Genomic DNA, 26,400 nt, shown 5'->3' with positions numbered 1-26,400 from the left:
GTATTGAACCATCCTTGTCTGGTTTCACCTCTGTCATATTGTAAATTGATCCCAAAAGCATGGGTAATTGCTTTATCGATACTCACATAAGCTGAATATCCAAAAAGATTTTTACCATTACCATTTTTAATTGAAGTCAAATCTGCTGACTGAAGAAGCGGAACACCTGCTCCTACTGAAATAGACCAGTCATTAAATCTTTTAGACTTATTGGTAAATGGGGAAACATTAGCAGATCCTGAAGAAAATGTATTGGGATACTCTCCTTTTGAAACTGCTATTGAGTCTTGTGCATAAGTGGCAGAAGGAATTGCCAAAGCAAATGCAACAATTGCTAAACTTAATTTCATCGTGTATTATTATTTGAATTCTTTTGAAAAAGAAATTTTAATTTTTTTTAAATTATTTTACTGGGCATCCATTATTCTCAACAGGCCCTGGTACAGTTACACATTTATCGTAAAGATCGATAACTCCGTCAAGATCCATATCCAAAGCAACTCCAGCACCATCTACTCTTGCACCTGCAGGAGTATCAAGCTGTCTGTCCCAATCGTCACATACTCCATCATTATCAGCATCTCCCTTTTCGCAAACTACAAGATCAGTAGACGCATTTTCTAAAACGCTTGTTCTGTAATACGCTTCCTGAAGCGGATCATGCCATGCAAGATGAGATTCATGTTTTCCTAATTTGAAGCTTGCCCCTAAAGTGACGGACCATGCGTTATCCGATTTTCTTTTATTAAGCATGTTATAGTTGCTATATGCAAGACCTCCACCATCAAATTCATCATCCCCACTAATAAAATACATGGTTCTTGCTTCAAGGTCAATAAGTTTGGAAACATTATATTTAAGACCTAAACCTCCCTGATAGTATACAGAACTGATTCCCAGAGGAACATCAATAAATTCAGGGTGTGTTTTATTTCCCCATTTGTTCACATTATTGTCATGTAAAGATGTTCTGTACCCCTGAAGACCTATTCCCATGTATCCATGAAAAGCCCATCTGTAAGGAGAATGGTTATCTACTCTTCTTAATAAATTAGAAAAGTTAATGTCACCTAATAAAGCTAACTGGTCAAATTGTGTTGTAGCTGTTGCTACTCCAGCTGCCTGTCCAGCTGCTCCGTCAAGCTGCCCTGTCTGCTTTGTTTCTCCTCTTGTGTAGATAATACTTAAACCGAAAGCATGTGAGATTTGTTTGTCAATACTTACATAAGCATTATATCCCCAATTGATCTTATCCTTACGAATAGATTTTAAATCGGAGTGAACCATAAATGCAGGACCCCCTCCAACAGAAATAGACCAGTCTCTGAAACGTCTGGCTTTGTTGTCGAAAGGTTGTACATTAGCGGAACCTGAGGAGAATGTATTAGGGTACTCTGTGGAAGAGTTTACTGTAGTGCTGCTGTTCTGAGCGAAAGCTGCAATTGGCAATGTCGTAGCCAATAATAATAAACCTAATTTCATACAATATGTTTTATGTTTTAAATAAATTTTTCTAACAATACTCTTGAAAAATCCCTTTCAAAAAGATGCTTTTTATGAGGGATTTCTAATCTTTCTGATATAAAATTTAATTCATTATAGGTAATGATATCAATATCAATTATCCTGTCAGTATAGCCTCCGGATACTATTGAATCATTAATTCTTCCCATCTCAACTTCTATATTCTTAATACAATCAAGCAGTTGAATTGGTGAAAGATGTGTGAATATTATTGCTGCAATATTACAAAAAATATTGGAACTGACAAACTCTACGGGTTCAGACATTAAATATTCGCTGATTTGTGAAATGTTATTTCCGGCATCTTCTATCTTCTTTAATGCTAGTTCAATATTTTTTTTTTGTTCTCCTAAGTTACTTCCTAGTAACAAAACGACCTTATGCTGCGACATATTAGAAAATTGATTGATTTATGAGAAGTTTCTTTAAAAATGTTTTGGCAAATATAGTAGCAATTATCATACTTTGCGCTTTATTTTTCATGTTTTTCATTGCGATGCTTGTGTTCAGTTCTATGGGAAGTGATAAGTCTGTAGCAGTGAAAAAGAACTCGGTTCTTACGATTAATTTAAAGACAAATATAATAGACAGTCCTACTGAAGAGCAGATGGGATTGTTCGGTATTGGTGCCCAAAATAAAAGTGTTCTTTTATATGATGCATTGGAGGCTATTCATAAAGCCAAGACCGATGATAATATTAAAGGAATTAGTATTGAAGCAGATGATTTATATGCAGGCCTTACTCAGATTGATGATATTAGGAATGCTATAGAAGATTTTAAGAAAAGTGGGAAATTTGTGTATGCTTACGGAAACGGAGTTTCACAGTCTGCTTATTATTTAGGATCTGTAGCAGATCAATATTATCTGCATCCGGCAGGAGGAATTGAGTTGAAAGGTTTATCTACTGAGGTAACTTTCTTTAAGGATTTTGCTGATAAATATGGTATTGGAATTGAGGTTATCCGTCATGGTAAATTCAAATCTGCAGTAGAACCTTTTCTACGAAATGATATTTCTCCGGAGAATAAGGAACAGCTAAGTACTCTTCTGAATGATCTTTGGAAAAATACTTCCCATAAAATGGCGGCTTCAAGAAAAATTGATACTGCTCAGTTCAGAACAATTACAGACAGCTTATATGGAATGATTCCTGAACAAAGTTTAAAATATAAACTTGCAGATAAGCTTATCCAGAAATCAGAATATGAAGATCTTCTTAAAACAAAGCTGAATGTAAAGAATGAAGAAAAACTGAACAAGATCTCTCTGACAAGTTATATCAACTCTTACGCTGATGAAGATAAATCCGGTGAAAAAATCGCTGTGCTTTATGCTTCAGGATCTATCAACAACGGAGATGAGTATAATGATATTCATTCTGAGAAATATGTGAAGTATATCAAAAAACTTCAGGAAGATGATAAAGTAAAAGCTGTAGTCTTCAGAATTAACTCTCCGGGAGGGAGTGCAAATGCTTCTGATGAAATCCTGTTTGAATTGCAGCAGCTGAAGAAGAAAAAACCATTGGTGGTTTCTTTCGGTGATTATGCGGCTTCAGGAGGGTATTATGTAGCAATGGCAGCGGATAAAATTTATTCTGAGCCTAATACACTTACCGGTTCTATCGGAGTATTTGGGGTAATGCCATATTATAAAGATATTGCCAGCAAAAACGGAATCCGTGCGGACATTGTTGCTACCAATGCTAACTCAATGTATTATTCCGGATTAAACGGAGTAACACCTTACGGAGTCAATATGATGACAAGAAGCGTAGAAGGTACGTACAAGAGATTTGTACACTTTGTGACTCAAAACAGAAAGAAAACGTTTGAACAGATTGACAATGTAGGTGGTGGTAGAGTATGGAGTGGTGTTCGTGCTAAAGAAATTGGTTTGGTAGATGAACTTGGTACTTTAAATGATGCCGTGAAATTTGCAGCGCAGAAAGCCGGATTAAAATCTTATCAGGTAGATGCTTTCCCTAAGAGAATGTCACCATTTGAACAAATCTTTAAAGATCTGAATGAAGAAGATGTTTCTGCCAGAATTATCAAGAACAAAATTGGTAAATCCAACTATGAGATTCTGCAACAGATCACAGATAAAAAGCTACAATCTGAGGTGAAAATGGAAATGCCTTATCAGATTAGAATCAACAACTAACTAAATTTTATATTGTAAAAATCCCGGGTCTGAAATTTCAGATCCGGGATTTTAATTTTTTTATAAGCGTTACAATTAGCTTTTCTTGGTGGCCATTCCGTAAATCCAGAGAATGATTAAAGCTCCTCCAATTGATAGAATCCAGCTTCTTGGGTTCCAGAATGAACCGACATCTCCCCAATGTAGAATGTAAACTCCTATAGCTCCTCCTACAAATGCTCCTAAAATTCCAAGGATAATGGTGATTAGCCATCCTCCTCCCTGAGTTCCAGGCATGATCATTTTAGCGATTGCTCCTGCAATAAGACCGAATAGGATCCATGTTATAATTCCCATAGTTGCAAATTTTTTTATTGTTAATATTTAAAAATGAATTGTTTGCTAATATAAGGGAAAACATGATATAAATCATCTTTTCTTGAAGAATGAGTCTACAAATTCCGTACCATTAAAAAGTTGCAAATCCTGCATTTTTTCACCTACACCAATATATTTTACGGGAATTTGGAACTGATCAGAGATCCCGATTACAACACCTCCTTTTGCTGTTCCGTCCAGTTTTGTTACTGCTAAAGCATTTACTTCCGTAGCTGCCGTAAACTGTTTTGCCTGTTCAAAAGCATTCTGCCCGGTAGAGCCGTCAAGAACCAAAAGAATCTCATGAGGGGCATCAGGAATAACCTTCTGCATTACTCTTTTGATTTTTGAAAGTTCATTCATCAGGTTGATTTTATTGTGAAGTCTTCCTGCGGTATCAATGATGACAACATCTGCGTTTTGGGCAACAGCACTTTGTACAGTGTCAAATGCTACAGAAGCAGGATCTGATCCCATTTCCTGTTTTACAATAGGAACACCCACTCTTTCACTCCAGATGACAAGTTGGTCTACAGCAGCCGCTCTAAAGGTATCAGCTGCTCCAAGAACTACTTTTTTACCTTCGGATTTAAATTGGTGAGCCAGTTTTCCGATCGTGGTTGTTTTTCCCACTCCGTTTACCCCTACAACCATAATGACATAAGGTTTTTTGGAAGTATCAATATTTCCTGTACCGGCATGAGGATTTTCAAGCAGCAGCCCAGAAATCTCATCACGAAGAATTTGATCCAGTTCGTTTACTCCAACATATTTGTCTCTGGCAACGCGCTCTTCAATTCTTTCAATGATTTTGATGGTAGTAGAGGCTCCTACATCGGATGCAATCAGTACTTCTTCAAGATCATCAAGTACTTCATCATCTACTTTGCTTTTGCCGACTACGGCTTTCGTCATTTTTTCAAAGAATCCCTGGCTGGATTTTTCCAATCCTTTGTCTAAGGTTTCTTTTTCTTCCTTTTTGAAAATATTTTTAAACCAACTCATAGTTTTAGTTTATTCTTATTTATTTTTAATCACTGCTGTGACTTCTACTTCTATAAAAACGTCATCCCTGAAAAGCCTGCTCACTTCCACAAGGGTGCTTACAGGAGGGTTCTGAAGGTTAACATACAAATCCCTTACTTTTCTGAAATCGGGCATTTTTTTGATGTCTGTGGTAAAGATTCCCAGTTTGATAATATCTTTTCCTGTTCCTCCGTATTCTTTCAGGATGCTTTCAATATTTTTGAAAACCTGATGCGTCTGTTCTTCTATTGTATTTCCCACAAGATTACCTTCCGGGTCCAGAGGCACCTGTCCGGATAATAAAATCATTTTGGAACTTCCGCAGTCAATACTTACTGATTGGGAGAGTCCTTTTATGCTGAAAACTTTTGACGAACTTTTATATTCTACTGGGTTCATTGTTTTCTGACTGAATGAAAATAGAAAAGTTGCTGTGCAGGCCAGAACAAGTATCTTTTTCATACTTTACTGATTAATAATCTGGTGCACAAAGATAACAAAAAAACTACCCAAAATATGAGTAGTTTTTTATATTGTAAATAAAGTACTGATTATTTTTTTAAATAACCATCTACTTCATCAGCATTCATTACTTTTTCTTCGAAAACGTAAGCTCCTGATTTAGAAGACTTAACCATTTTCACCACTTTCGTCATTTTCTTAGACTGACCGCTTTGTAGGGTTGCTACTACTTTCTTTGCCATGGTAAGTTATTATTTATAAATTACTTAATTTCTTTGTGAAGGGTAGATCTCTTAAGAACAGGATTGTATTTTTTCAATTCCAATCTTTCTGTAGTGTTCTTTTTATTTTTTGTAGAAATGTATCTAGACATTCCTGGCATACCACTTTCTTTGTGCTCTGTGCATTCAAGGATTACTTGAACTCTATTTCCTTTTTTTGCCATGATTTATTAATTCTTTTTAATCAATCCGTTTCTAGTAGCTCTTTCAATAGCTTCCTCGATTCCAATCTTGTTAATCACTCTCAATCCATGAGCTGATACTTTCAGTGTTACGTGCTTATCTTGCTCCGGAAGGTAAAACTTCTTCTCTAATAAGTTAATTTCAAAACGACGCTTCGTTTTGTTATTAGCGTGAGAAACGTTGTTACCAACCATTGCACGCTTTCCTGTTATTTGGCAAATTCTTGACATATCTCGATGTTCTTATTTGTATAATATTTGAGAGTGCAAAATAACGAAGAATTTTTTAGATAGACAAATCTTTTGGAAAATATTTGTAAATAAGTAACTGATTAATAATATTGAATTTTTAAAATAGTAGAATCCTTGGGATACAGCAGATAAAGGGTGCTGATATATTTCATGCAGGCTTTTTTTTACCCAGAGAATTTAATATTCTATCTTTGTTTTTAATTAATCTAAATAAAAATAACTATGGGGAGGATTTATATTTTATTGTCTATGTTACCTGTCAGCATCATGGCTCAAAACTTTACTGAGATCCAGACGGGCATAAATAATTTTTATTATTCTGCAGCTGATATTGCCGATATAGACAACAACGGAACAATGGATATCGTGGTTAATGGGGCTATTGATTCTGATGGGGACGGAAATGTAGACAGTACTTACAATGAAGTATATCAGAATAATGGAACAACATTAGTGCCTTATGTAGGACTGGGGGGAGATGTAACGCATCTCGGAGATATCAGGTTCATTGATTTTAATAATGACGGACTAATGGATATTGTTTCTACAGGTCTCAGCTATTTGGATGTTGTTAATTATAAACATTATCGGTTCAGAAATACAGGAACAGGCTTTGTGAAAGAGGCTGACCTTCCTGGAAAGATCTACGGATCTATAGAAGTTTTTGATTTTAACCACGATGGAAAATCTGATTATGCTATCAACGGAACTCAATATGCTCATGGAGGAGGCTTCAGAAATACACTGGATTATTATAAGAATACAGGCGCTGGTTTTGATATGACGGAACACTGGGCAGATGGTACTCAGAGCGGAAGTTTTAAAATGGTAGATCTGAATAATGATAACCTTCTGGATCTTGTCATTATAGGATCAGATATCAATGGGACTCCGGTGTCTAAAGTTTATATGAATCAGGCGGGAGTTCTTACTCATACGCAGGATCTTGCTCCGGTAGGAGTGGGGAAAATAGATTTTGCAGACTTTAATGCAGATGGATTTCAGGATGTTGTCATCGCTGGAAGGGATGGAAATGACGACGGATATTTTGCGGTTCTCATGAATGACGGTACGGGTAATCTGACCCCTCAAATGATTACCGGAAATGATATTTCAGATGTTTCATTAAACGTTGGTGACTTGAATAATGATGGTTATTATGACTTTATTATTTCAGGAAATGAAAATTACAATGCGGTAGTGAAAACTTATATCTATGATGTTGCCAATAATAAGTTTAATGAAGGAACAATAACAGGAATTACTAACCTGGGAGGTCCGGGGCTGATTCATCTTTTTGATTTTAATAATGATCATCATCTGGATATCTTACTGGGTGGATTTGACTGGGCTGCTTCCGACTTACCTTCACTGACGAAGGTGTTCAAAAATAATTCAACAGCAGTCAATACAAAGCCTACCGCGCCAACGCAGCTGAACATGACGAAAAGCGGAAACAGATTCAATTTTGCATGGAGTGGGGCTTCGGATGATAAAACTCCGGTGAATGCATTACGCTATGAAATTACAGTAGGATCTACACAGGGAGCTCATGATATTGCCAAATATGTTGTGACAACACCTTCATGGTTTCTGGAACTTGATCCAACAGTTCAGAATGTATACTGGAGTGTGAAATCTATTGATGCTTCAAAAGTATATTCTGATGCTTCCACACAAGGTACATTAGGAACTGCAGAAATTAAAACCGATAAACAGATTGTGATCTATCCGAATCCGGTATCCGATAAAGTATATATCAAAGGAGAAAAAGTTTCGGAAGCCGAAATGTATTCTATGGATGGAAAAAAAATGAATATCAGTGTAAATGGAGACCAGTCTATTGATGTTTCTCATTTACCGAAAGGAGTCTATTTATTAAAACTGAAGATAAAAAACGAAATAACCACAAGGAAACTTACGATTAAGTAATTGAATCAATTCTATCTTCTATCAATGAGAAAAGCCAGACGTCCAGCTGGCTTTTCTCTTTTTTTATGGAATGAATCTGTGTAATCAGTAAGAAAATTTAGCATTCACAAATCTTATTGATCATTTAGATTCTGTGTTATTCGTGCAAAGAATTTGTGCAATTTGTGTTTAGCATTAAGCTTTCTTTGTTTTCTTTTTAAACCATTCAATCAAAAAATAAAATAATAAAAATCCTAGTGCAAATATGGAGAACCTGGAAAGAAGATCTCCTGCTCTGGTATAAAATGTCATCGTATCATATAGATTTACTTTCGCAAATAAAGCCGTTTGGTCACCGTAGAAAGTATCAGCAGTCACTTCTCCTTTTGCATTGATGTGTGCCGAAATTCCACTGTTGGCAGCACGGGCAATTTCTCTTCTGGTTTCAATGGCTCTTAGTTTTGCATATGATAAAAGCTGTTTGTGTCCTTCTGTAATGCCCCACCAGGAGTCGTTCGTCATAATTCCTAAGAAATTAGCTCCTTTTTTTACATAGTCTGTTACAAACTCGCCATAAATACTTTCATAGCAGATAATAGGTGCCAATTTTCCTTTATTATAAGGATTTGAAAAAGCCACTCTTTCTTTGTCTGTTCCCAAAGAGGCTACTGTACCACCCAAGTTGAGCATGGCGTCTCCTAAAAGAGGTTTTAAAACATTCATATAAGGGAATATTTCAACACCCGGTACGAGTTTTCCTTTGTGATAAGCCTGAACTTTTTGATTAGGCACCAATTGAATCGCTGTGTTATAACTGCTCACCCAAATGCCACTATTGATCTGGTAAGCTTCTTTAGGTAAGTCGGCAGGATTATAAAAGAAACGGTGCGAAGAAATTCCTGTTGCAAAAACAGATCCCGGGTGACTGGATAAAAATCCTTTGATATTATTTAAAAGTAAACTCTTTTCAAATGCTGTCTCAGAAATAGATCCTCTTCCTGGAAGTGCTGTTTCAGGGGCTATATAATAATCAATCTTACCCGTTGAATTTTTTTGAGCAAGAGCCAATAAATCCTGCTCAATCGTTAGGCTGTCTTTAGAATATTTTTCTGCATAAGGATCAAGATCCGGCTGCAACATCAAAACGTTTACTTGTCCGGTTGGTTTTTCATCAAAATTATTGTATTTGATCACTGAAATAATCATTGGGATAACAATTAAAGCTCCAACAATAGCAGAGTTTTTAATCAGATCTTTTCTCTTTCTGCCAGCTTCCCAGGTTCTTACGGTATAGAAAATCAAAACATTAATGAGAAGGATCCAGAAACTTCCCCCGGTTGCTCCCAATGTGTCATACCATTGGATCAGTTTTGGATAATCTGAAAATACATTTCCAAGGTTAAGCCACGGCCACGTTAATTCCCATCCTAAATGAAATTTTTCAAAACTCATCCAGATCGCGATCAAAAATCCTAATCCCCAATAGGTTCCCTGAGCATTTTTATACCAGTGATAACATTGAAATACCAAAGAATACAAAAGAGAGTTTACCAATACCGGAAATACAACAGCCATCATAGAATGGCTTCCATCAGGGTTCTTAGAGCCATACAGCCATCCTGTAGTCACTATGTTCCAAATCACAAAACATAAGTAGGACAATCCAAAGACTACCCAGCTTTTTCTCTTATAATCAGAAAATTTTAAAACTCCATGTTCCATCATCAAAAGAGGAACTAATGCAAAAAATATAAAAAACGGAACTCCGTAAGTAGGCCATGAAACCGACAGCAGCATTGCTGAGATAAGGGTAAGTAAGATGTATTTCATTGAGATAAAATATAATGCAAAAATAAGACTTGTAAAAGGAAACGCAAAGCCAAAAGAAATTATTAAAAAATTAATTTTTTAAGGCCATATCTTTAATTCCCCAATCCTGAATGGTTAACAGGATTGGCATTAATGTTTTGCCATATTCTGTAAGCTTATATTCTACCCTGGGAGGGATTTCGGCATAAATTGTTCTTTCAATAATATGGTCTTCTTCCATTTCTCTAAGCTGGTTCACAAGCATTTGTTTACTGATCATAGGAATAGCCTTCTGCAGCATGCTGAAACGGTTGACGTTCATGCTTATTCCGTACATAATTACTGTTTTCCATTTGCCTCCAACTTTATTATAGAAGTGGGTTACCGGACAATTATTGGGATTGAAATCTTTATTTTTTCTTTTATTTTCCATTGGTCTAAAAAAATGTACTATGAATTATAATAATGACTAGAATGATAAATATGACAAAGGTAATAACTTTGTGGGTATAAAAATTACAAAATATGAATCATAAAGAATTGGTATTAAAAGCAATTACTGCGGTGTTTATTGACAGGGATGTTACGGCATTGGAAAAATATTTCGGAGCAAATTATATTCAGCATAATCCTGGAATTCCCAACGGAACGGATGCTCTGAAACAATTTTTACCATTATTACCACCGGATTTTAGTTATGAACCAGGAGTTATTACAGAAAATGGAAATATTGTAATGATCCATGGGCGTTACACCAACTGGAGTGGTAAAAATATGATTGGAGTAGATATTTTCAGAGTGGATAACGGAAAGCTGGTGGAACACTGGGATGTGTTACAAGAAGAAGTAACTGCGGAAAATTCAGCGAATGGAAATTCAATGTTTCCCATAGTATTATAATTCAAATAAAAACAATATGATGGAACAGATAAGAAAAAGTGCCTTGGGAGAATGGGAAAGTATTTCAACAGAAATTCGTCCCAGCTCATTAAAAAATGAAGACGGAAGTTTGAAACCTTTTTATTTGAAAAGATTATTTTCATTGCTTTCGGAAGATCATTTTAAGCTGGAAATAATTAATTATGCTGATCCTTACGGTCAAATTCCTTTAGTGAAAATTGTACTGAAAGGACATGCGGAATGGAAAGGCGATCATCCTATTGTTGAAGGAGCACAAAAGGTAGATTTTATTGCTGATGAAACTTATGAAGTCACACCTTTAATTCAAAATTTCACAGATGTTTTAAATACTGTGGCAAAAGAGAATTTTGAAATCTGGGAAACGGGAAAATCTCAAAGCATATTAAAAAAGAAATTTCTTCCGTTCGGATTGAGTGATGGGCAGATTTTTAAAGAGTATGATCTGATCCATATTTTCAATGATATGATGTTCTGGGGAGCAAGAAATATTGATGGTAGGGGTTTTGAGACAGAAGAAAACCGTCCGACCAATCTGCAGATTCCTATGAAAAGGAAATAATGATAGTATAATTTGAAAAGAGAGTCTGCGGGCTCTCTTTTTTGTAGGATAAATTTAAAAAATCTGTTTTAAAGGATATTGATTATTTTTTCGAAATGAATATCTTAGCGGCGCAATGTTGAAAAAAATATATAGAATTCTTATCGTACCGTATACGCTGTTTCTGCTTTATCTGATGTTTTTAGGGATGGGCAGGTTTCAGTATGAAGATAATCTGATTACGGTAGAACCCATACTTTCTACTATTAAATATATCCAGGGAGTCAGATACTGGAGAGAAACTGTAACTGTAGTTCTCGGAAATATTGTGATGTTTATTCCATTTGGTTTTTTGGGCTGGATTTTTCTGAAACTGAGAGATTTAAAACCATTACTCATTAATTTTATTGCTGCAATTACTATTGTGGAAGCACTTCAATACTTTACCAGAATGGGAATATTTGAGGTAGACGATATCATCCTGAATACTTTTGGAATGTATTTAGGCTGGCTGCTTTGCGGGTTTATGGAAAAGAGATTTAGCTATTTAATTCTTTAGCGCGTTTTTCTGCATTCAGGATTCCCTGCTTCAGAATATCTTTGAAGTTGTTTTCTTCAAATGTTTTTAAAGCAGCCTCGGTAGTTCCGCCTTTAGAAGCTACGTCCTTAATCAGTTCTTCAAGATTTTTTTCTGAATTATTGATGAGGTGATAGGCTCCCAGCATGGTTTGTTTTACAAAAAGCTTGGAAAGGTTTTCTTCAATTCCCATTTCAATTCCGGCCTTAATCATGGCGTCAATGATATAATAGAAATAAGCAGGACCACTTCCTGAAAGCGCTGTAACACCATCTAAAAGATCTTCTTCTTCTAAATATACTGATCTTCCGGTACTGTTCAGTAATCGTTCTATATTGATTAACTGACTGAAGGAAATTCCGTCTGCAGCAGTATATCCGGTGATTCCCATTCCTAAAAGAGTAGGAGAGTTGGGCATCGCTCTTACAACCAGCGGATGATTTAATGATTTTTGAATTTTTTCAATGTTAATCCCGGCCATAATGGACAATACCATCTGGTTTTCTTTTAACGTAAATTGAATATTCTGGGCTACTGCATGAAAATCCTGAGGTTTTACAGCGATGATAATCAAATCAGCATCTAGATCTTTAACTTCTTCAAAGGTGGAAATTTTAGATTTGGGAAATTCTTCAGCTATTTTAGAGATTTTTTCCTGACTTCTGATAATAAGATGCAGGTTTTCAGGTTTGATCAGTTCGTATTTCAAAAAAGATTTTGAGAAAGAAAGCCCCATATTTCCGGCTCCAAGAATAGCTATTTTCATCTCGAATTGTAATTTTTAGCTAAAATAATGTTTTTTTGGTGATATATTAAGATGCAAGAATATTTAGAATTCGCACAATATGAAATTTTCAGCAAGAATGAAATAAAAAAAAGTCCTAAAGATCTGTGTCATCTGCGAAATCTGTGAGAAATAATATTATTAAAAAAGATACAGAACTCAATTTTATCGGAGATAAAATCTTTGCTACTTAAAAATATAAAGAAAATAAAAAAAAACTTGCGTCTTCGTGTTTACCCAACACTTCCAGAAAATAAATAATAAAAAAGACTGAAATCATATGAATCAGCCTTTATACATTTATATTAAATAATATTTACTTCCCTTTCAAGTTCTATCCCGAATTTTTCTTTCACAGAATTAATGATTTCCGTAGAAAAATCGAAAATTTCTTTTCCGGTAGCATTTCCTGTTGCATTAATGATCACCAGTGACTGTAATTTATGGGAAGCTGCATTTCCAATTTGCTTTCCTTTCCATCCACATTGCTCAATCAGCCATCCTGCAGGAACTTTTACCTTATCTCCGTTCGGATAACCCTGGATATTTTCAAATTTTTGTTTCAATGCTTCAAACTGAGTCAGAGGAATGGTTGGGTTCTTGAAAAAACTTCCGGCATTCCCGATTTCTTTAGGATCCGGCAGTTTGCTTTGGCGGATATTGATCACTGCTTTGGAAACATCCTGAATTGTTGGGTTTTCTATACCCAGATTTTCCAGTTCAGATAATATCGCTCCATATTCTGTTTTAATATGATGATCTTTTTGGGTAAGCTTAAATGTGACTTCCAGAATAACATATCTGCCTTTTCCTTCCTGTTTGAAAATAGAATCCCTGTATCCAAACCTGCATTGTTCAAGATTGAATACTTTAATCTCAAGATTTTCCAGATCCAATACCTGGCAGCTAACAAAAATATCTTTAATCTCAGTCCCATAAGCCCCAATATTCTGCATAGGAGATGTTCCTACATTTCCGGGAATTAAAGAAAGATTTTCCAGTCCGCCGAAGTTTTTTTGAAGGCAGTACATCACAAATTCATGCCAGTTTTCTCCTGCTTTTGCTGTTACCAGTACTTCATTTTCATTGAGATACTCTTCAGAAATACCTTTTAAACTCAGTTTGATGGCAATACCTTCAAAATCTTTGGTCAAAAGTATATTGCTTCCTCCTCCCAAAAACAGAAGCTGAAGCGCGTTGGCCTTGGAGAAAATAAGCGCTTCTTTTAATTCATCAATACTATTGACTTCAGTAAAATATCGGGCTTTGGCTTCAACACCAAATGTGTTATAAGGCTTTAATGAAAAATTTTCCTGCATGTTTATTTGTATTCTTTAGGAAGAATCTGATCTAGTTGTTCTTTAATTTGTTGTAGCTGCTTGTAATGCAAAGTATCCACAAAAGCATTTACATAGATATGTGATTTTTTCGGAGTACGGATCTGAAATGTTTCATCTATTCCATCCACAGACTGTTGGCTGGGAGAACTTTTTATAGAGTCGAGATCTGCAATTTTGACCGATGATATAAGCTGTTTCCAAGTGTCTTTACTAATGGCAGATGCCCATGCTTTGTGGGTTTTATTATCAGTCTTTCCTTTCTCTGCAAAAACAGAATCTTTTGTGACTTTGATAATTCTGTAATTTCCAAGATTTCCCTCAACATGAGATACACTGATGAAGGTGATTTCGTTCGAATTTTTATGGGAAACTGATTCTGTTTTTTTTGAATCACATGATAAAAATGCCGACAGCAAAACGATCGAAAACAGGATTTTCAGATATGTAATTTTTGTTGTCGGCATCATGTATTTTTTACAGGCTGAATTCTTCTCTGTACTTCTTTAGAGCTTCCTTAAGGATTTCAGCACTTCTTTTTAAATCTTCTTCTTTCAGAACGTAAGCAATTCTTACCTGTTTCTTACCTAATTCCGGATTACTGTAGAATCCACCTGCAGGAGCTACCATGATCGTCTCATTGTTAAGAGCATATTTCTCAAGCAGCCATTGTGCAAATTTTTCAGTATCATCTACCGGAAGCTCAGCAACACAGTAGAAAGCACCTCTTGGCTTAGGACAGATTACCCCAGGAATGGCATTTAAAAGATCTACCAAAACATTTCTTCTGTGGGTATATTCTTCTCTTACCGCTCTGATGTAAGGACCATCGTTCTGGTGTGCTGCAGTTGCCGCAATTTGTCCCAAAAGAACCGGGCTTAATCTCGCCTGTGCGAAAAGCATTGCAGCATTACGGATTTTGTTGGAACGGGTAACCATGCATCCGATTCTTACTCCACACATAGAATAACGCTTGGATTCAGAATCAATGATGATACAGTTTTCTGCCAATTCAGGGAAATCAAGCATTGAGATTTGCTGCTTTCCGTCATATACATATTCTCTGTATACTTCATCAGAAATGATTACGATGTCATATTTTAAAGCAATTTCTGCAAGCTTTTGAAGCTCTTCACGAGTATACAGGTATCCTGTAGGGTTTCCTGGATTACAAATGATAATTGCTCTTGTTTTTTCTGTAATTTTTTTCTCAAATTCTTCAACAGGAGGCAAAGCGAAACCTGTATCAATGGTAGATGGTACTGCTACTACATTCACATCAAATGTGCTGGTGAAACCATTGTAGTTGGCATAGTAAGGTTCAGGAATAATCACCTCGTCACCCTCATCACATAAAGTAGAGATAGCAAAGTTAAGAGCTTCAGAACCTCCATTGGTAACAATGAAGTTATCAGGAGTAAGATCTGAAAAACCTAAAGAATGATAGTATTCTGTAAGGGCTTTTCTGTATTCTATATTCCCTTCAGAAAGCGCATATTCCAATACTTTTAAATCGATGTTTTTTAAAGCATTTAAAGCTGTTTCCGGAGTTTCAATATCAGGCTGTCCGATATTAAGGTGATATACTTTTATTCCTTTCTGTTTTGCTTGTAACGCAAAGGGAACCAGTTTTCTTACCGGCGATGGCGGCATATGCAGTGCTCTGTTTGAAATATTCGGCATTGTTCAAAAAATTTGTATGACAAAAATAGGATTTAATTTCACAATAATAAAATTAAGAGCTAATAAGAAGTGGATCAATATCCTTTAATCTTTCATAATTTTTTGTATTTATAAATGCTGATATTTCACTTTGATTGAAAATATTTTAATTTTTCTTTAAAAATAACTTTTTTGTATTGTTATTTTTCCTAAATTTCGCCACAAATGTGATCAAAATGGCAATAAATTTATTTTCTAGAGTGGTGCCCGCCATCGCTCTCTTCTCAGCCAGTATAATGATGGCTCAAAATTATCAAACGATGCCGGTTTCTTCAGGCTTTACAGCTGATGTAATTGCAAATGGCATAGGTTCTTCAACAGTTTCTACCAATAATGATGTAGATGGAGTTTCTTATGCTTTTGTAGCCAAAGATTTTCAGCTGACATCTACAAGCGCTGCTATTACGTATGGTATTCCTGTTGATGGAGTAATTAATTCTGTAGTGGCAACCACTCCAGGATTAAGTTTTCAGCTGGCAAGTCTGAATGCGAACAACTCGTTAAGACTAGCTGCAGTCAATGATGTAGGAACTTTAGCGTTTACAACACCAAAAGCCGTTACTAAGTTGTATATGCTTGCCGTAAGCGGAAGTGGTACTTCTACGGTAAATGTTGTGGTCAACTTTACAGATGGAAGTTCTCAGACATTTTCAGGCATCAGTTTAGCAGACTGGTATGGAGGAAGTAATTTTGCTATTCAAGGAATCGGAAGGATTAAAAAGCCGGGTGCAACTCCTGCCGCTGGTGATGATGTTCCTTCTCCTGAGGGCGGAACAAATCCAAGATTATATCAAAGTGAGCTGGTTATAGATGCCGCCAACCAGGCAAAACCTATACAAAGTGTCACAATAACCAAAGCAAGTGGTTCCGGTTTACCGAATATTTTTGCTTTTTCAGCAGATGCTTATTCAGACTGTGCTCCTCCTGTACTGCAGACGGTTTCAGGGATAACAGCTAATTCTGCTTTAGTTTCATGGACGGGTAATGCTGCCAGCTATGATGTATATCACAGTACTTCAAATACAACACCTGCAGGTTCAGTAACTCCTACTTATCCGGGAGTGGCGGGTACAAGCACAACAATAGGAAGTCTTGCTTCCAATACAACCTATTACTATTGGGTAAGATCGAACTGTAATACTGCAACCAGTCAGAGCGTTTGGTCTTTCGTCGGATCATTTAAAACGGCCTGTTCTACTTTCACGGTTCCATATACAGAAAATTTTGATACAACAAGTGTTGGTTCTTCAACAAATACCAATGCGCCAAGCTGCTGGGCATATCTGGAAAGCGCATCATTTGCTGGTTATGGATATGTAACGACAACAAATAATTATTCAGCACCTAATGCTTATTATTTATATAACTCAACTGCTACCTCAGGAAGTCAAATGTTGGTTGCACCTCCAACTGTAAACCTTTCAGATGGAACTAAGCGTGTGAGATTCTATGCAAGAACGGGAACAACTGGTACTACATTATTGGTAGGTACATTATCAAACCCAACAGATCCTGCTTCTTTTACACAGATTGGTTCTCCTATTGCTTTGACGACTAGCCATGTACAATACACCGTTAATATTCCTGCTGGTTCTGATTTACAGTTAGCATTTAAGCATGGTTTAGGGGGAACAGCCCGTGCTATTTATATTGATAATATTACAGTTCAGAATATTCCTTCCTGTTTTGAGCCAACTGCAGTTACATCATCAAACGTTACCGCAAATTCAGCAGCAATAGGCTGGACGGCTCCTTCTTCAGTTCCTGCAAACGGATATGAAGTATATTACAGCACAACGAATACAGCGCCTGATGCTACTACAGTTTTGAATGCTGCGAACTCTGTATCTGTAACTTCTGCTGCTGTTTCTGCGCCATTAGGTGGGCTGCAGCCATCTACTACATATTATGCATGGGTGAGATCCAGCTGTAGTACATCTGATAAGAGTATATGGAGCGCTACCTCTACACAGTTTACAACACTTTGTGTTCCGATAACTACACTTCCTTGGAGCGAAAATTTTGATGCAATGGCTACTACAGGTTCTGCGATTATTCCAAATTGCTGGAAACAAACTCCGGGAGGAAGTTCATCTACAAATAATTTTACGTCAGCAAATGCTTCTCAGCAAGGATATAATGATCCTAAATCTGCACCTAATTATCTGACGATTTATTATCCATATACCAATGCTGCTTATTTATGGACACCTACATTTACTTTAACTGCAGGAACGTCATATGATTTTACTTTCTATTGGGTAGGAGATGGTTTGTCGGGTTGGCAAAATGAAGTATTGGTAAATAATGGACAAACAGCGACCGGAGCAACCAGCTTAACAACATTTATTACAGCTGATCAAACAGCTGCGGGTGGAAGTAACAGTACTGCTTATACTAAGGTTATTGTTTCTTATACACCAACATCTACCGGTGATTATTCATTTGGAGTTAAAACTTTAAATACAACAACAGCTCCATATTATATGGGATTTGATGATTTTTCGCTTACACAGTCTAATTTATCAACTGCTGAAACATCTGTTAAGAAAAAAGAAATCAGTGTATATCCTAATCCTTTCAAAGATGTTCTGCATTTGGCTGATATTAAAGATGTGAAATCTGTAACGGTTACGGATGTAGCAGGAAGAGTAGTCAAAACTATTGATAATCCAACTACGGAACTTCAGCTAGGTGAATTGAATGCTGGCTTATACTTAGTGACGATGAACTTTAAAGATGGTTCAAAATCAACAGTAAAAGCTATTAAAAAATAAAATTTTTTGAGTTAATAATTTCTGTAGGCAGTTGCATTCGTGTAGCTGCCTTTTTTATGACCACATTAAATAATAACTGGAAAAATATTATTCAAAAATGTTGATAAAATTATTATAAATTTGCCCCGAAAACTATGACACTATGAATAAACTTAAACTCCTTTTTTTAATCCCCTTATTTTATTCCGAATTTTCACACGCTCAGAGAATTGATAAAGAAACCATCAGTTTTCAGCTTTTAAAAGAACCGGTTTTTCCTACAGATCTTTCTAACAGAAACTATACAATTACAGTAAAATCCCCTTATAATATCACCAAAGATGATGTGGTAAGATTGTCAAAAGAAGACTATCAAAAAAAGGTGGATAACTATCAAACGAATGTGGAAAATGCCAAGTACGAACACGGAGAAAGATTAAAAGACTATGATGCTGAGGTGAAAAAACTTCAGGAAAAATATAAACTGGAATCAGCAGAGTACAGCAAATTATCAGCTGTTGAAAAAATTGCGGCTACTAATGGCGCTCCTACCTTGAGGCTTCCCTCAAGACCAATTCTTAATATTCCTCCAATGCCGGTTTACCAGCAGCCTGATCTGAGAGATGCCTTAATTGTGGATAATAAAATCCTGGCTTCTCAAATAGATGTGATTGGCTTTTCAAAAGGTGGAAATTATCTTGATGTCGTTATTGAAATGGAGAGAACCAATTTTCAGGACAATCAGGGGAAAACGTTCGCCAATCAGCCAACACGAATTATAGCGAAACAAGGTGGAGCTGTAAAATTGGATAAAACCTATTTCTCAGATTTTGCCGAAGTAGCAAGCGTTCCAACCAATGAAATTAATCTGAATGCTCAGGAAAAAAGATACCTGCAAAGAACAATAGACCGTACAAGGAACATCATTAATGAAAACTTCGGGTATCAAACCATTAATTCTACGGTGACATTAGCAACCGTAAAAAATAAAGGAGAATATGATGATCTGGAAAAAGCCTATATCTACGTTACGACCAATCTGAAAAAGCTTCAGGCCAAATCGGACTACGCTCCGAATAAAGTAGCCATGGAAAATATGCAGAAAGGAATTGATCTTTGGAAAAATGCTTTGACAAAAGTAAATTACAACGATAAAAAAGCGCTTTACAACCAAAAAATCGGGGAATACCTTTATTTTAACCTGATCAGATTAAATATCGCTTTAGGAAATTACCAGGAAGCTGAAAAATATTTGAACGAATTACAGGAACATCTGGTAGATATTAAACTGTCCTACGATGCTAATCTTGAATTGAAAAGATTAGAAGAAAAAATTTATAATAACTAAAGAAAACAATATGATTAAACAGATTATTGCTTCGGCATTAATTACTGCTTCTGTGTATTCTTATGCACAGACGAAAGTGACTGAAGGAACAAAATTCACGGTAGATGCCAATCTTGAAACCGATGATAAACTGGTATTGGCAGATGATTACAATTCTTATATGTTCAGTGCCATCAATATTGACGGGCTGATGAGAAATGTTTTCCCTCACAAGAAATTACTGATGAGAAAACTGGATCAGAACGGAAGTCTTGTAGATACTTATGTAAAGGATTATGCCAACAAAACCAACGGTGTACTTCACAATTATTTGGGATCTCAGCAGATAGATGATGATAAATTCATTGCATTTACGGAAGAGTATTTTGGAAAAGAAAACAGAAAAGAAGTTTTTCAACATGTTTTCAGTAGAAAGGAAGGTACTTTTACCACAAAAAGTATTGCAAAATACAGCATTGAATCTACCAACAGATCAGGAACAACCTATGTTCTTTTCTCTGAAAACGGGAAATATGCAGCGATCTTCAATGACAGATTTGCCAACAAAAAAACAGAGAATATAAATGATGTTCTGGTATTGGACCTGAGAACACTTACTCCGGTTTGGAACAAAGAAATTACATTAAGTAGTGATTATGTTGAAAAATCTTTGACATTAACCAACTCAGCTAAAATTGTTGTTTTACGTAAAGCTTCAGGATGGAAGGAGTCTTATAAACTGGAACTGGTTTCCAATACAGAGGACAAAGATCTTCCGTTCGATGATAAATATATTCCTGAAAAACTATACACGTTCAGTAAAAACGACAATGATTATTTGGTGACTTTCGGAAGAAAAAATGCTGTGGTTACCATTGGAGCAAGTACTTTCGGAACGGTAATGTACTATGATATGAAGTCCGGGAAAGCGGTAATCAGTAATACCAACTTAGCCGGAAGCAAAGATATGAATGATGTGAAGGTGATCAAAACCATTGTAAAAGGGGATGAGACTTTAATGGCTGTTCAACAGGAAACCGTTACGAGACCAATGCCTACAACAATGAACCGTTTCCCTGATCCTGTTTATTCTCTGGATGCGGGAATGCTGATCAAGTTTGGTAAAGAAGGAGACGTAAAGCAATTTGTGGCAGCAGGAACATCTACAGGAAAAAGAATTCATTTGGTTGAAGCAGGAGACAAGCTTTATGTTTCTGCATTCTATCCTAAAGGCGCATTTGGAAATACAGGATTTTCTATGAAAGTTTTTGATTTTGCCAATCTGAAACCTCAGGAAGTAAGCCTTGATTATAAAGGAAGAAACTTTTTCCAGAATTACGGTTTTGCAGACGGAAATATGATTCAGTACGTTCCGAATGTGAACAAAATGATGTTCCTTCAAAAGAGCAGCAAAGATGTTCAGATGTTCAATGTATACAATTTTATAAAATAATCGTATTTTAGAAAAAAATACAATATGCAGATTCAGTCAGTTTCCATAGAAGATTATATCTCCAAGATTCCTGAAGAAAGACAGGAAGCTTTTAAAAAACTTTACGATACTGTGAACGATAATCTTCCCAAAGGTTTTGAAGAAGCTACCAATTACGGGATGATAGGCTGGGTAGTTCCTTTGTCAACATATCCTGCCGGATATCACTGTGCACCAGGAACACCACTTCCCTTTATTAATGTAGCTTCTCAGAAGAATTTTATAGCATTGTATCATATGGGACTGTATTCTACACCGGAACTTCTTGATTGGTTTGTGGCAGAATATCCTAAACACTCCAAAAAGAAGCTGGATATGGGAAAATCCTGTGTCCGTTTCAAAAAGGTAGAAGATATTCCTTTTGAACTGATCGCTGAACTCAGTAAAAAAATGACTGCTGACGATTGGATTAAAATTTATGAGTCGCAGTATAAGAGATAAAAAAAGCTCCGAAATCAGATAGATTTCGGAGCTTTTTTTATGCTAGGAGATGGAGGCTGGAAATAATATTTGTATTTTTAGAATCATTGACTGTCGTTTTAGCATTAAAAGTCAATTAAATGGTGGGTATTTATTCATCGGCTTCCATAAACTCCCATCTCCCAGCATCCTTCTTCCTTTCTAAAAATGAATATCCCAAATTCCAGTTTTACGTTCAAGCTCAATCAAAGCTGCTGCATTATCCGCAAGCGCCTGATAATAATCTTTTCTAACATTGTTATAGGTTCTCTGGGCATTCAGCACTTCAAGGATTGAGCTTTCACCTCTTTTGTAGCTGTAGGTAATTCCTTCCAGAATACTTTGTGCTTCTGAAAGCATTCCGTTATGAAATTGTTTGAGCTGTTTCTGAGTGGCTATATATTGCAGATACGCCTGCATTACTTCAGCTTTTATGCCTTGTTCAATCTGCTTATATTCAACTTCTGCCTGAGAATGAGCCATTTCTGCTATTTTCAACCCGGCATTTCTTCTGTTGGAAAACTTTAAGGGAATACTGATTCCCATTTTGACAGCATTTACAGTTGGGGAAGGTGCAATTTCGTTGGTGGCTTCAGTGTGTCGTTCTGCTCCGGCACTGATCCCTAAGTCGATGATACGATTGGCTTTTTCAAGATTGATCTGACTTTTGGCAACCTCCGTATTTTGTTTGGCTGCCAATAAATCTGCTCTTTCATTCAAAGCCTGAAGAATCAGATCATCAATGCTGAAATCTCTGTTGAAGGTATTAAAATCTCCGGCAACATCTCTGTCTGTCATTCTGCTGTCTCCAAGAAATACAGATAAACCGGTGATCGCCTGCTGTTCTGCACTTTCTGCCTGATATACTTCATTAAGTAAAGAAGCTGCTTCCAGCTTACTCTGTTTAGATGTCACTAATGATATCGTTCCTAATTTGTAACGGATACTGTCGGATTTTGCTAATTGCTGCATTTTTTTATAAGAATCCTGCTGTACCTCAAGCAAAGCTTTGGATTTTAAAGCCTCAATATATCCTAAACTGGCATCCGCACGGAGATTTCTGAAAAAATCCTGCAGCTGTATTTTGCTCAGCTCAGATTGGGTTTTGGCCAGATTAACACGAGCTTTTCTTTTACCGCCCAATTCAAGTGTCCAGCCGATGGAGGCTCCGTAGACATACCCCATATTCTGTTTCACTCCGTTATTGGTAGTTTCCATTTCCAGTTGAGGATCAGGGAACATATTAGCGGTCTGAATAGCAGCTTCGGCCATACTTACGTTATATTTCTGAGAGGCATAGCCCAGATTTTTATTTCCGACAAGACTCAGGTATTCTTCAAACGGTAAAAGCTCTTTTTCCTGCGCCTTTATCCCTGTAATACTAAACAATACTACAGATAATATGATAATTTGAACTTTAATTTTCATCTGATTTCAAATTTTGTTTTTCGCTTCGGCGTTCAGCTATAAAATAAATAGCTGGCAGCACGAATAGTGTTAAAATAGTAGAGAACATCAGCCCGTACACAATGACGGTTGCCAGTGGACGCTGCACATCAGAACCAATTCCTGTAGCTAATGAAGCAGGGAAAAGCCCGATTACAGCAACTGTTGCGGTCATCAGTACAGGCCTGAAGCGGTCTTTTGCACCTTTAATAGCAGCCTGTTTTAATTCATATCCTTTTTTACGCAGATCGTTGATATGGGAAATCATGATCACTCCGTTCTGGATGGCAACTCCAAACAATGCGATGAATCCTACTGCTGAAGAGACATTCAGTGACATTCCCCGAATATTAAGAGCGAGCATTCCGCCAAATAATGCGAGTGGAACAATAGACATCAGAACCAAAGCCTGTCTGAAATCTCCAAAAGCACCATACAATAACAGGAACATGATGGCTAATGCCAACGGAACAATAAATGCCAATCTGGAATAGGCTCTGTTTTGATTTTCAAACTGTCCGCCCCATTTGATCTGGTATTTCTCGTGATCGTACTTAATGTCTTTTTCAATTTTATCCTGTGCATTTTTCAGGAAAGAAGATAAATCGGTTCCTCTTAAATTCAGTTTTACCGTAAGATGTCGTTTATTCATTTCTCGGGTAATGGTGCTTTCTCCGGTACTTAGTTTCACTTCTGCTACCTGTGATAAAGGGATTTTTGCTCCGGAAGCTGAGGTAAGCATCAGGTTTCCGATTTTATCAGGAGTATCCCGGCTGTCTTCTGTATAGCGGCATGAAATATCATATACTTTATTGCCGATGAAGATCTGGGAAATGGCTTTTCCTCCTAATGCAACTTCAATAAGATCAGCAACATCTGCTACATTCAAACCATATTGAGCGATTTTGTCTCTGTTGGCAATAATCTGCAATTGAGGCAATGGCGGTTCCTGATCAATGGCAAGGTCTGCCGAACCCGGAATTGTATTTAAAGTAGACAAGACATTTTCTGCAATTCGTCTGGTTTCTTTGAAATCTTCTCCATAAACCTTTACCACCAATTCGCTGTGAGCTCCAGAGATTTTATCCATAACACCGTCAATCATAGGCTGTGAAAAACCTACGGTGAACCCCGGCATGTCTTTGTAATCAGCTGCCAGTTCTTTGATGAGGTCTGCTTTTGTTTTTCCTGCCGGCCATTCGCTGTAAGGTTTTATTCCCACAGAAACTTCAAAGTGGGAAGCAGTCCACGGGTCGGTACCATCATCATTACGTCCTGCCTGAACCATCATATAAGTAATTTCAGAATGCTTTAAAGTACGGGTTCGTAAGGTGTCGCTCATTTCTTTTGATTTGGTTAAAGAAATTCCAGGTGGCAGCTGTACCTGAAGCCATATAGATCCTTCGTCCAGCTCGGGAAGGAAGTCTTTTCCTACATGATAGGAGAGAATTCCGGCGGAAACTAACACAATCATAATCGGAATGATCACTCTTTTGGGCGTCTGCATTATTTTTTCAATGCGCTTTCCATAAGCTGTGCTTAGTTTTTCCAGCCATTTATTATGATAGATCTTCTGTGGTTTACGATAGATCACATAAGCCAATCCGGGGATCAGAAGCAATGCTACAGCAAGTGCTCCCAACAGTGCATATCCTACTGTAAAAGCCATGGGGGTAAATAATTTTTTCTCTACTCTTTCAAAAGCGAATAAGGGCAGATAAGCGGTAATGATAATGATGGTAGAAAAGAAAATAGGTTTTGCTACCTCAATCACTCTTTGGGTAATGGTCTTTTCTTCCAGTGTTTCTTCAGAGTTTTCTTCTCTTTTCTTCAGAATAGTTTCCAGCATGACGATGGCTCCGTCCACAATAATTCCAAAATCAATCGCTCCCAGTGAAAGCAGGTTGGCGGGAATATTGGTGAAATGCATTAATATAAAAGCAAATAACAAAGAAAGCGGAATGGTAATCGCTACCAGCAATGCTCCACGCCAGCTTCCAAGAAATACAATCAGCACAATAATAACCAAAACAATTCCTTCGGTAAGGGTGTGAGAAACTGTAGTAAGGGTTGTTTTTACAAGATCTGTTCTGTCCAGAAAAGGATGAATTTTTACACCTGGGGGAAGTGTTTCGTTATTTAGTTCTTCAATGGCTTCATGTACTCCTTCCAATACCTGTGAAGGATTTTGACCTCTTAATAAAAGTACGATTCCTTCCACACTCTCAGAATAGTTTCGTTTTCGGTCTGTGTAGCCAAGAATTCCTTTTCTTTCCAGATTTCCATATTTCAATGTTCCTACATCATTCAGAAAAACAGGAACGCCATTTTGGGTTTTGACTACAATTTTGCCAAGATCATCCAAGTCTTTTACCAAACCTATTCCGCGGATGACATACGCAAGATTTCCTCGGGGAAGCATACTTCCTCCGGCACTTACATTATTTTTAGAAATAGTTTCAGTAACTTCAGAAAGTGACAGTCCATATTGTTCAAGCTTATGCGGGTCCAGTTCGATCTGGAATTGGGTAGTAATTCCCCCGAAATTGGTCACATCAGCAATTCCTGAAACCTGTTTGATACGGGGAATAATCACGAATTTTTGTAAATCCGTAAGCTCCCGCAGACTGTGGTTATTACTTTCGATAATATAACGGTACACTTCGCCGATAGGAGAGGTAAGGGGATCTAATCCCGGCTGTGCACCATAAGGAAGCTCTACCTCCGTCAGTCTTTCCTGGATACGCTGCCGTGCCCAGTAATCATCTATACCATCATCAAAAACCATAGTAATAATGGAAAGTCCGAAGGTACTTTTGCTTCGCATCACATGCATTCCCGGAAGTCCGTTCAGAGATCTTTCCAAAGGAATGGTAATTTGCTGTTCCACTTCTTCGGCAGCCAGGCCCGGAACCTGTGTTACCACCTGAGAGGTTACATCGGCAATATCGGGATAAGCCTCTATGGATAATCTGGTCCAGGAATAATATCCGAAGAACCCCAGTAAAAGGAAAAGGGCAAGCATGAGCCATCTCTTTTGTATAGAGATTGTTAGTAATTTCTTCAT

The 26,400-nt window shown here is 36.9% G+C and carries 25 protein-coding genes and 1 pseudogene; 9 read left to right on the top strand and 17 right to left on the bottom strand.

The window, feature by feature from the left end; genetic code table 11:
* From CQ046_RS08780 to folK, 3 genes and pseudogenes are all read right to left on the bottom strand, one after another.
* Nucleotides 1–350 (bottom strand): annotated as a pseudogene (locus CQ046_RS08780) (OmpA family protein); the annotation flags it as partial.
* A 52-nt stretch (nucleotides 351–402) separates the two neighbouring features.
* Nucleotides 403–1,482: a flagellar motor protein MotB gene (locus CQ046_RS08775; RefSeq protein ID WP_105701897.1), complete on the bottom strand. Its 1,080-nt coding sequence runs from the start codon at nucleotides 1,480–1,482 to the stop codon at nucleotides 403–405.
* Nucleotides 1,483–1,499: 17 nt separating this feature from the next.
* Nucleotides 1,500–1,916 (bottom strand): 2-amino-4-hydroxy-6-hydroxymethyldihydropteridine diphosphokinase, encoded by a 417-nt coding sequence (folK, locus tag CQ046_RS08770; RefSeq protein ID WP_105701896.1) that lies wholly within the window; start codon nucleotides 1,914–1,916, stop codon nucleotides 1,500–1,502.
* A gap of 20 nt (nucleotides 1,917–1,936) precedes the next feature.
* Here folK and sppA point away from each other — a divergent pair, with 20 nt between their 5' ends.
* The gene (gene sppA / locus CQ046_RS08765; RefSeq protein WP_105701895.1) at nucleotides 1,937–3,694 is read left to right on the top strand and encodes a signal peptide peptidase SppA; all 1,758 of its coding nucleotides are present in this window, start codon (nucleotides 1,937–1,939) and stop codon (nucleotides 3,692–3,694) included.
* Nucleotides 3,695–3,769: 75 nt separating this feature from the next.
* Here the strand turns inward: sppA and CQ046_RS08760 are convergent, their stop codons facing one another.
* The 6 genes from CQ046_RS08760 to rpmB all read right to left on the bottom strand — a co-directional run bounded on the left by CQ046_RS08760 (nucleotide 3,770) and on the right by rpmB (nucleotide 6,233).
* Nucleotides 3,770–4,030, bottom strand: coding sequence for a GlsB/YeaQ/YmgE family stress response membrane protein (locus CQ046_RS08760; RefSeq protein WP_105701894.1), 261 nt, complete (start codon nucleotides 4,028–4,030; stop codon nucleotides 3,770–3,772).
* 72 nt (nucleotides 4,031–4,102) lie between these two features.
* Complete coding sequence (ftsY, locus tag CQ046_RS08755; protein WP_105701893.1) at nucleotides 4,103–5,056, bottom strand: signal recognition particle-docking protein FtsY; 954 nt, start codon at nucleotides 5,054–5,056, stop codon at nucleotides 4,103–4,105.
* 15 nt (nucleotides 5,057–5,071) lie between these two features.
* The gene (locus CQ046_RS08750) at nucleotides 5,072–5,539 is read right to left on the bottom strand and encodes a RidA family protein (RefSeq protein WP_105701892.1); all 468 of its coding nucleotides are present in this window, start codon (nucleotides 5,537–5,539) and stop codon (nucleotides 5,072–5,074) included.
* Nucleotides 5,540–5,628: 89 nt separating this feature from the next.
* The gene (locus CQ046_RS08745) at nucleotides 5,629–5,781 is read right to left on the bottom strand and encodes a DUF4295 domain-containing protein (RefSeq protein ID WP_002976755.1); all 153 of its coding nucleotides are present in this window, start codon (nucleotides 5,779–5,781) and stop codon (nucleotides 5,629–5,631) included.
* Between the two features lie 20 nt (nucleotides 5,782–5,801).
* Nucleotides 5,802–5,984 (bottom strand): 50S ribosomal protein L33, encoded by a 183-nt coding sequence (gene rpmG, locus CQ046_RS08740; protein ID WP_027373683.1) that lies wholly within the window; start codon nucleotides 5,982–5,984, stop codon nucleotides 5,802–5,804.
* A 6-nt stretch (nucleotides 5,985–5,990) separates the two neighbouring features.
* A complete protein-coding gene (gene rpmB / locus CQ046_RS08735) occupies nucleotides 5,991–6,233 on the bottom strand; it encodes a 50S ribosomal protein L28 (RefSeq protein ID WP_002976757.1) in 243 nt (80 codons plus the stop codon).
* A 243-nt stretch (nucleotides 6,234–6,476) separates the two neighbouring features.
* Between rpmB and CQ046_RS08730 the strand changes: the two genes are divergently transcribed.
* Nucleotides 6,477–8,186: a T9SS type A sorting domain-containing protein gene (locus CQ046_RS08730; RefSeq protein WP_228406915.1), complete on the top strand. Its 1,710-nt coding sequence runs from the start codon at nucleotides 6,477–6,479 to the stop codon at nucleotides 8,184–8,186.
* A gap of 174 nt (nucleotides 8,187–8,360) precedes the next feature.
* On the opposite strand, the gene lnt is transcribed toward CQ046_RS08730, so the two are convergent.
* The gene (gene lnt / locus CQ046_RS08725) at nucleotides 8,361–9,995 is read right to left on the bottom strand and encodes an apolipoprotein N-acyltransferase (RefSeq protein WP_105701890.1); all 1,635 of its coding nucleotides are present in this window, start codon (nucleotides 9,993–9,995) and stop codon (nucleotides 8,361–8,363) included.
* A 70-nt stretch (nucleotides 9,996–10,065) separates the two neighbouring features.
* Entirely contained in the window at nucleotides 10,066–10,407 is a 342-nt protein-coding gene (locus CQ046_RS08720; RefSeq protein ID WP_105701889.1) for a winged helix-turn-helix transcriptional regulator, read from the bottom strand.
* A gap of 92 nt (nucleotides 10,408–10,499) precedes the next feature.
* Here CQ046_RS08720 and CQ046_RS08715 point away from each other — a divergent pair, with 92 nt between their 5' ends.
* From CQ046_RS08715 to CQ046_RS08705, 3 genes are all read left to right on the top strand, one after another.
* Nucleotides 10,500–10,874, top strand: coding sequence for a nuclear transport factor 2 family protein (locus CQ046_RS08715; RefSeq protein ID WP_105701888.1), 375 nt, complete (start codon nucleotides 10,500–10,502; stop codon nucleotides 10,872–10,874).
* Between the two features lie 16 nt (nucleotides 10,875–10,890).
* Complete coding sequence (locus CQ046_RS08710) at nucleotides 10,891–11,454, top strand: hypothetical protein (protein WP_228406914.1); 564 nt, start codon at nucleotides 10,891–10,893, stop codon at nucleotides 11,452–11,454.
* A 115-nt stretch (nucleotides 11,455–11,569) separates the two neighbouring features.
* Nucleotides 11,570–11,992, top strand: coding sequence for a VanZ family protein (locus CQ046_RS08705; RefSeq protein ID WP_105701887.1), 423 nt, complete (start codon nucleotides 11,570–11,572; stop codon nucleotides 11,990–11,992).
* Here CQ046_RS08705 and proC read toward each other — a convergent pair.
* From proC to CQ046_RS08685, 4 genes are all read right to left on the bottom strand, one after another.
* Nucleotides 11,973–12,776, bottom strand: coding sequence for a pyrroline-5-carboxylate reductase (gene proC, locus CQ046_RS08700; protein ID WP_105701886.1), 804 nt, complete (start codon nucleotides 12,774–12,776; stop codon nucleotides 11,973–11,975). The genes CQ046_RS08705 and proC overlap by 20 nt on opposite strands.
* Before the next feature lie 323 nt (nucleotides 12,777–13,099).
* A complete protein-coding gene (gene murB, locus CQ046_RS08695) occupies nucleotides 13,100–14,119 on the bottom strand; it encodes a UDP-N-acetylmuramate dehydrogenase (protein ID WP_105701885.1) in 1,020 nt (339 codons plus the stop codon).
* On the bottom strand, nucleotides 14,116–14,598 hold the full coding sequence (locus CQ046_RS08690; RefSeq protein WP_105701884.1) for a hypothetical protein: 483 nt from the start codon (nucleotides 14,596–14,598) through the stop codon (nucleotides 14,116–14,118). Before CQ046_RS08690 ends, murB begins: the two co-directional genes overlap by 4 nt.
* 10 nt (nucleotides 14,599–14,608) lie before the next feature.
* On the bottom strand, nucleotides 14,609–15,814 hold the full coding sequence (locus CQ046_RS08685) for a pyridoxal phosphate-dependent aminotransferase (protein ID WP_105701883.1): 1,206 nt from the start codon (nucleotides 15,812–15,814) through the stop codon (nucleotides 14,609–14,611).
* A 215-nt stretch (nucleotides 15,815–16,029) separates the two neighbouring features.
* On the opposite strand from CQ046_RS08685, the gene CQ046_RS08680 reads away from it, so the two are divergent.
* The 4 genes from CQ046_RS08680 to CQ046_RS08665 all read left to right on the top strand — a co-directional run bounded on the left by CQ046_RS08680 (nucleotide 16,030) and on the right by CQ046_RS08665 (nucleotide 21,869).
* Nucleotides 16,030–18,630, top strand: a complete 2,601-nt coding sequence (locus CQ046_RS08680; RefSeq protein ID WP_105701882.1) for a fibronectin type III domain-containing protein — start codon at nucleotides 16,030–16,032, stop codon at nucleotides 18,628–18,630.
* A 142-nt stretch (nucleotides 18,631–18,772) separates the two neighbouring features.
* A complete protein-coding gene (locus CQ046_RS08675; RefSeq protein WP_105701881.1) occupies nucleotides 18,773–19,957 on the top strand; it encodes a hypothetical protein in 1,185 nt (394 codons plus the stop codon).
* 10 nt (nucleotides 19,958–19,967) lie between these two features.
* Entirely contained in the window at nucleotides 19,968–21,389 is a 1,422-nt protein-coding gene (locus tag CQ046_RS08670; RefSeq protein ID WP_105701880.1) for a hypothetical protein, read from the top strand.
* Nucleotides 21,390–21,413: 24 nt separating this feature from the next.
* The gene (locus tag CQ046_RS08665) at nucleotides 21,414–21,869 is read left to right on the top strand and encodes a DUF1801 domain-containing protein (protein WP_105701879.1); all 456 of its coding nucleotides are present in this window, start codon (nucleotides 21,414–21,416) and stop codon (nucleotides 21,867–21,869) included.
* Between the two features lie 180 nt (nucleotides 21,870–22,049).
* Here CQ046_RS08665 and CQ046_RS08660 read toward each other — a convergent pair whose 3' ends face one another.
* Together CQ046_RS08660 and CQ046_RS08655 are read right to left on the bottom strand one after the other, a co-directional pair.
* Nucleotides 22,050–23,315, bottom strand: a complete 1,266-nt coding sequence (locus tag CQ046_RS08660) for a TolC family protein (protein WP_105701878.1) — start codon at nucleotides 23,313–23,315, stop codon at nucleotides 22,050–22,052.
* Nucleotides 23,305–26,400 carry an efflux RND transporter permease subunit gene (locus CQ046_RS08655; RefSeq protein WP_105701877.1) on the bottom strand — a complete coding sequence of 1,032 codons (3,096 nt, stop codon included), beginning with the start codon at nucleotides 26,398–26,400 and terminating at the stop codon, nucleotides 23,305–23,307. Before CQ046_RS08655 ends, CQ046_RS08660 begins: the two co-directional genes overlap by 11 nt.

It is taken from the genome of Chryseobacterium sp. MYb7, from assembly GCF_002979455.1.
GTDB lineage: Bacteria > Bacteroidota > Bacteroidia > Flavobacteriales > Weeksellaceae > Chryseobacterium.
Note: the sequence above shows the minus strand (reverse complement) of the source record. Positions and strands in the feature narration are given on the sequence as shown.